Origin of the sequence: Streptomyces sp. DvalAA-14 (assembly GCF_900091855.1) — a bacterium.
Classification (GTDB): domain Bacteria; phylum Actinomycetota; class Actinomycetes; order Streptomycetales; family Streptomycetaceae; genus Actinacidiphila.
On the sequence record NZ_FMCH01000120.1, the window covers coordinates 1 to 5,710 of the forward strand.

Annotated in this window: 5 protein-coding genes and 1 pseudogene; 2 read left to right on the top strand and 4 right to left on the bottom strand. The window is 73.1% G+C overall.

The genetic code is table 11. The features are described 5' to 3' along the window. The first annotated feature begins 111 nt into the window (after nt 1-111). Nucleotides 112-1,059: a GlxA family transcriptional regulator gene (locus tag GA0115240_RS05650; RefSeq protein WP_093735550.1), complete on the top strand. Its 948-nt coding sequence runs from the start codon at nt 112-114 to the stop codon at nt 1,057-1,059. A 179-nt stretch (nt 1,060-1,238) separates the two neighbouring features. Continuing rightward, entirely contained in the window at nt 1,239-2,237 is a 999-nt protein-coding gene (gap, locus tag GA0115240_RS05655; RefSeq protein ID WP_093735551.1) for a type I glyceraldehyde-3-phosphate dehydrogenase, read from the top strand. Between the two features lie 50 nt (nt 2,238-2,287). On the opposite strand, the gene GA0115240_RS05660 is transcribed toward gap, so the two are convergent. From GA0115240_RS05660 to GA0115240_RS05675, 4 genes and pseudogenes are all read right to left on the bottom strand, one after another. Next, nucleotides 2,288-3,064, bottom strand: coding sequence for an ABC transporter ATP-binding protein (locus tag GA0115240_RS05660; protein WP_093735552.1), 777 nt, complete (start codon nt 3,062-3,064; stop codon nt 2,288-2,290). Beyond that, entirely contained in the window at nt 3,061-3,867 is an 807-nt protein-coding gene (locus GA0115240_RS05665) for an ATP-binding cassette domain-containing protein (RefSeq protein WP_093735553.1), read from the bottom strand. The genes GA0115240_RS05660 and GA0115240_RS05665 overlap by 4 nt, the downstream gene beginning before the upstream one ends. Continuing rightward, the gene (locus GA0115240_RS05670) at nt 3,864-4,745 is read right to left on the bottom strand and encodes an ABC transporter permease (protein WP_093735554.1); all 882 of its coding nucleotides are present in this window, start codon (nt 4,743-4,745) and stop codon (nt 3,864-3,866) included. The genes GA0115240_RS05665 and GA0115240_RS05670 overlap by 4 nt, the downstream gene beginning before the upstream one ends. Next, nucleotides 4,742-5,706: pseudogene (locus tag GA0115240_RS05675) on the bottom strand (ABC transporter permease). The gene GA0115240_RS05670 and the pseudogene GA0115240_RS05675 overlap by 4 nt, the downstream one beginning before the upstream one ends. Between the last annotated feature and the right edge of the window lie 4 nt (nt 5,707-5,710).

Consider the following 5,710-nt stretch of genomic DNA (forward strand, 5'->3'; position numbering starts at 1 on the left):
CCTCGGAGGCCGTCGGCCCGGGGACGGTGGCAGGATGCTTGCCGTAGGGGTCGTCATGGACAAAGCCGCGAGTGGGGGCCGCTCGGTGGTGGGAGAGGGCGGGGAGAGCCGATGAGCCGGGAGAACCATCACGTCGCCGTGCTCGTGCTGGAAGGGGCGAAGCCGCTCGACGTCGGCATTCCGGCGCAGGTGTTCTCCAGCCGGCCGAGCATGCCGTACGAGGTGCGGGTGTGCGGGGCCGCGCCGGGGCTGGTGACTGGTGGCGACGGGCTGTCGTATCACGTGGCGGAAGGCCTGGAGGCGTTCGAGCAGGCCGACACCGTGTTCATCCCCGGCTATCGGGAGCCGGCCACGACGGAACCGCCCGCCGCGGTCGTGGACGCGCTCATGGCCGCCCACGAGCGCGGCACCCGGCTCGCGGCCATCTCGACCGGGGCGTTCGCCCTGGCGGCGACCGGCCTGCTGGACGGCAAAAGGGCCACCACCCACTGGCACTACACCAAGGCCCTCGCCACGAGGCATCCGCTCGTGCTGGTCGACGAGAACGTGCTGTTCGTGGACGAGGGCGACGTGCTCACCTCGGCCGGCGCGGCGTCCGGTATCGACCTGTGCCTGCACCTGGTGCGGCGCGACCACGGGGTGGGCCTGTCCAACCTCGTGGCGAGACGGCTGGTGGCCTCGCCCTACCGCAGCGGCGGGCAGGCGCAGTATGTCCCCCGCAGCGTGCCCGAGCCGCTCGGCGACCTGTTCGCCGGCACCCGCGAGTGGGCGCTGGCGCACCTCGCCGAACCGCTCACCCTGGAAGCGCTGGCCCGCAACGCGCGGGTCTCGGCGCGCACCTTCTCGCGGCGCTTCGTGCAGGACACCGGCTACACGCCGATGCAGTGGGTGCTGCGGGCACGGGTGGACCTGGCCCGCGAACTGCTCGAACGCACCGACCTGGGCGTGGAGCAGATCGCCGACCGCGTCGGGCTCGGCACCGGCGCGAACCTGCGCCTGCACTTCCACCGCATTCTCGGGACCTCCCCGACGGAGTACCGGCACACCTTCTCGGCCTGAGCGCCGGACCGGGCCAGGCCGCGCCGGACCGCGCGAGACCGCGCCGCGCCGGCCTGGCGGGATCCTTGCGGTCGCTGGCGAATGACGCGGCGGGATCCTTGCGCATGTCGCCGTTCGAGCCACTGTCGCACCGGCGGGCGGGTGCCGACCATGGCAGGGAGAGACGAAAGGAACCCCCCATGACCCGCATCGCCGTCAACGGATTCGGCCGTATCGGCCGCAACACCCTGCGCGTCCTGCTGGAGCGCGCCAGCGACCTCGAAGTCGTCGCCGTCAACGACCTGACCGCCCCCGAGACCCTCGCGCACCTGCTGAAGTACGACAGCTCGCTCGGCCGCCTCGGCCGCTCCGTCGAGGTGGACGGGAGCGAACTCGTCGTCGACGGCCGCCGCATCACCGTGCTCGCCGAACGCGAACCCGCCAAGCTGCCCTGGGCCGAACTCGGCGTGGACATCGTGCTCGAGTCCACCGGCCGCTTCACCGCGGCCGACGCCGCCCGCGCGCACATCCGGGCCGGCGCGACCCGCGTGCTGGTGAGCGCCCCCTCCGACGGCGCCGATGTCACCCTCGCCTACGGGGTGAACACCGAGGTCTACGACCCGGCCCGGCACGTGGTCGTCTCGAACGCCTCGTGCACCACGAACGCGTTGGCCCCGCTGGCATCCGTGCTGGACGACCTGGCCGGCATCGAGCACGGCTTCATGACGACGGTGCACGCCTACACCCAGGAGCAGAACCTGCAGGACGGCCCGCACCGCGACCTGCGCCGCGCCCGCGCCGCCGGCGTCAACATCGTGCCGACGACGACCGGGGCCGCCAAGGCCATCGGCCGGGTGCTGCCGAACCTGGACGGGAAGCTGTCGGGCGACTCGATCCGCGTGCCGGTCCCGGTGGGCTCCCTCGTGGAGCTGAACACCACCGTCGCCCGCGAGGTCAGCCGCGACGAGGTCCTCGCCGCCTACCGGGCCGCCGCCGACGGCAGGCTCAAGGGCATCCTCGACTACGCCGACGAGCCGCTGGTCTCCAGCGACATCACCGGCCAGCCGGCCTCGGCGATCTTCGACGCCGCCCTCACCCGCGTGCACGGACCGCACGTCAAGGTGGTGGCCTGGTACGACAACGAGTGGGGCTTTTCCAACCGCGTCGTCGACACGCTCGAACTGCTCGCCCGGGCCTGAGCGTTGCCGCGGACCGCGGCCCGCGGACCGTCCGCCGCGGACCGTCGGGGTCAGCCCACCGGACGGGCCGGCAGCCGCGGCACACTGGTGATCAGCCGGCGCGTGTAGGGGTGGGTGGGGGAGCCCAGGACCGCGGCGGTGCCGCCCTGCTCGACGATCCGGCCGTGTTCCAGGACGACGGTGTGCTCGCACAGGGCGGCGACCACGGACAGGTCGTGCGAGACCATGGCGATGGTCAGGCCCATGGTGTCCTTCAGCTCGGTGAGCAGGTCGATGATGCGGACCCGGGTGGTGACGTCCAGGGCGCTGACGGGCTCGTCTGCCAGCAGCAGCCGGGGGCGGCAGACGGTGGCCCGGGCGATGGCGATGCGCTGGCGCTGGCCGCCGGAGAACTCGTGCGGGTAGCGGGCCGCCGCCTCGGCCGGCAGTCCGACGGCCTCCAGCGCCGCGGCGACCCGCGGGTCCGCCGTGCCGGCGGTGGACAGACCCAGCGAGCGGAGCGGTTCGGACACGATCCGGTCGACCCGCTGCCGGGGGTCCAGGGAGGAGTACGGGTCCTGGAAGACGCACTGCACCCCGGCGCGCAGCCGGCGCATCTGCTCGCGGTCGCGGATCCGCAGCTCGTCCCCGTCGAACACGATCCGCCCGGCGGTGGGCCGGGTCAGGCCGAGCAGCAGCCGCAGCAAAGTGGTCTTGCCGGCCCCGGACTCGCCGACCAGGGCCACGCTGCGGCCGGCCGTGATGTCGACCGAGACGCCGTGCAGGACGGGGGCCGCGCCGCGGTAGGCGAAGCCGAGGTCGTCGGCGGACAGGATGGGCGTGCTCATCGGATGGTCCGCTCCAGCGCGTCTTCGAGGTGACGGGCGCTTGTCACCAGATTCCGGGTGTACGGGTGCCGCGGGGAGTTCACGATGCCCTCGACGCTGCCGGACTCCACCGCTTCCCCGTCCTTGAGCACCACGATCCGGTCGGTCGTCCCGGCGACCACCGCCAGGTCGTGGCTGACGAAGAGCAGCGCCATGCCGCGCTCGGCGACCAGCGTGTCGAGCAGGGCGAGCACCTCGGACTGGACGGTCACATCCAGCGCGGTGGTGGGCTCGTCCGCGATCAGCAGGGCGGGTTCGCAGGCCAGCGCCATGGCGACGGCGACGCGCTGGCGCTGGCCGCCGGAGATCTCGTGCGGGTAGGCGCGGGCCGCCCGCTCCGGCAGCCGGACCTGGTCGAGGGCCTCGCCGACGGCGCCGCGCAGGGCGGCTCCGCGCAGCCCCTGCCGGCGGCGCAGCGGTTCGGCGATCTGCCGGCCCACCCGCATCAGCGGGTCCAGGGCGGTGAGGGGTTCCTGGAAGATCACCGCCGCCGCCCGTCCGCGCAGCTCGACCAGCCGGCGTTCGGCCGCGCCGATCACCTCGGTGCGCGGCAGCCCCGGCGCCTCCAGGACGACGCTGCCGGCGGCGGTCATGCCCGGCGGCAGCAGACCCATGACGGCGAGCGCGGTCAGTGACTTCCCCGAGCCGGACTCGCCGATCAGGCCGAGCCTGCCGCCGGCGGCGACCGAGAAGGACACCTCGGACACCAGGGCGCGGCCGTCGGCGGCGCGGACGGTGAGCCCGTTGACGTCGAGCACGTTCATCGGTTCCTCCGCCGGGTGGGGTCCGACGTGTCGCGCAGACCGTCGGCTATCAGGTTGACGCCGATGACCAGCATGACCAGCAGCACGCCCGGCGCGATCGCCCCGGTGGGCGAGGTGAGCACGGTGGCCTGGGCCTCCTGGAGCATGCGCCCCCAGGACTCGTTCGGCGGCGGCGCGCCCAGCCCCAGGTACGACAGGCTCGCTTCCGCCAGGACGGCCAGGCCGAACTGCAGGGCCAGGTTGACCGACAGCGTGGTCCAGATGTTGGGCAGCACATGGCCGGTGACGATCCGCGGCCAGGAGGTGCCCGAGGTGCGCGCCGCCGTGATGTAGTCCTGGGCCAGTACCCGCTTGACGAGCACCCGGGTGAGCCGGGCCACCACCGCGGTCATCGCCAGCCCGATGGCGATGACCGCCGAGCCGAGCGAGGCGGACCGGGCCGCGACCACCAGCATCGCCAGCAGCAGGGTGGGGAAGGCGATCAGGATGTCCAGCAGCGCGGCGACCACGTCGTCCAGCCACCGGGAGGCGAAGCCGGCGGCCACCCCGAGGCTGATGCCGAGCACCGCGCCGATCGCGACCGAGCCGGCCCCGGACTCCAGGGCGATCCGGGCGCCGATCATCAGCTGGGTGAGCAGGTCGCGGCCGAGTTTGTCGGTGCCGAGCAGGTGCGGCAGATGGCCCGGGTGCATCAGCCGGCCGCCGGAGGTGTCGTCCGGGGCGAACGGCGTCCACACCAGGGAGAGCAGTCCGACCGCGAGGATGAGTCCGACCAGGACGCAGCCGGTGATCAGCGCCGCGGAGCGGCGGCCCCGGCGCGTGGGGGGGACCTCGCGGACAACGGGGGCCTCGGTCGCCTCGGGAGTGGGCGCGGTCATCGGGCACCGCCGGAGAGCCTGCCGCGCAGCCGCGGGTCGATCAGCCGCTGGGCGAGGTCGGCCAGGAAGCCGATGACCAGTACCGCGAAGGTCGACACGAAGAGCACCCCCTGGATGCTGGGGTAGTCGTGCTGGGCCACCGACTCGGACAGCATGCTGCCCAGGCCGGGCAGGGCGAAGACCGTCTCGACCACGACCGCGCCCAGCAGGGTGGAGGCCAGTTCGATGCCGAGGATCGAGATGACCGGGACGGCCCCGTTGCGTACGCCGTGCCGCCACATCGCGCCGGTGAAGGTGGCGCCGAGCGCCCGGGCGGTGCGCAGGTAGTCGCTGCCCAGGACGTCCAGGGTCGCGGAGCGGACGTAGCGGATCAGCGAGGCGGACATCACCAGCGCCACCGTGATGACGGGCAGCGCCAGGGAGTTGAGCGCCTGCCCCGGTTCGGCCCAGCCGTCCTGCGGGAAGCCGCCGGACGGCAGCCATCGAAGGCGCAGCGAGAACACCGTCACCAGGATCATGCCGATCCAGAAGACGGGTACCGCGATGCCCAGCTGGGACACCCCGTTGAGGATCGTGCCGTACCAGGTGTGCGAGCGGTGCGCGGCCAGGAAGCCGACGGGGAGGGCGACCGCCAGGGCCAGCAGGAAGGACAGCAGGGTCAGCGGCACGGTGACGTCGAGCCGGGAGGCGATCTGCGGACCGACCGGCAGCGAGCTGACGAAGGAGTTGCCCAGGTCGAAGGTGGCCAGCTGGTGCAGCCAGTGGACGAACTGCTCCGGCAGCGGGAGGTCCGAGCCGATCGAGTGGCGGGCGGCGGCGATCTGCTGGGGGTCGCGCCGACCGCGATCAGCGCGTTGGCCGGGTCGCCGGGCAGCAGCCGCAGCAGCAGGAACAGCACCACGCTGGCCATGAACAGCGAGACAACGAGGAAGGCCAGCCGCCGCAGGACGTACGTAGTCATCAGG

Excerpts from the sequence above, each read along its gene's own strand:
- GA0115240_RS05665 (WP_093735553.1), bottom strand. The coding sequence starts at position 3,867 with ATGAACGTGCTCGACGTCAACGGGCTCACCGTCCGCGCCGCCGACGGC.
- GA0115240_RS05670 (WP_093735554.1), bottom strand. The coding sequence starts at position 4,745 with ATGACCGCGCCCACTCCCGAGGCGACCGAGGCCCCCGTTGTCCGCGAG.
- GA0115240_RS05660 (WP_093735552.1), bottom strand. The coding sequence starts at position 3,064 with ATGAGCACGCCCATCCTGTCCGCCGACGACCTCGGCTTCGCCTACCGC.
- GA0115240_RS05650 (WP_093735550.1), top strand. The coding sequence starts at position 112 with ATGAGCCGGGAGAACCATCACGTCGCCGTGCTCGTGCTGGAAGGGGCG.
- gap (WP_093735551.1), top strand. The coding sequence starts at position 1,239 with ATGACCCGCATCGCCGTCAACGGATTCGGCCGTATCGGCCGCAACACC.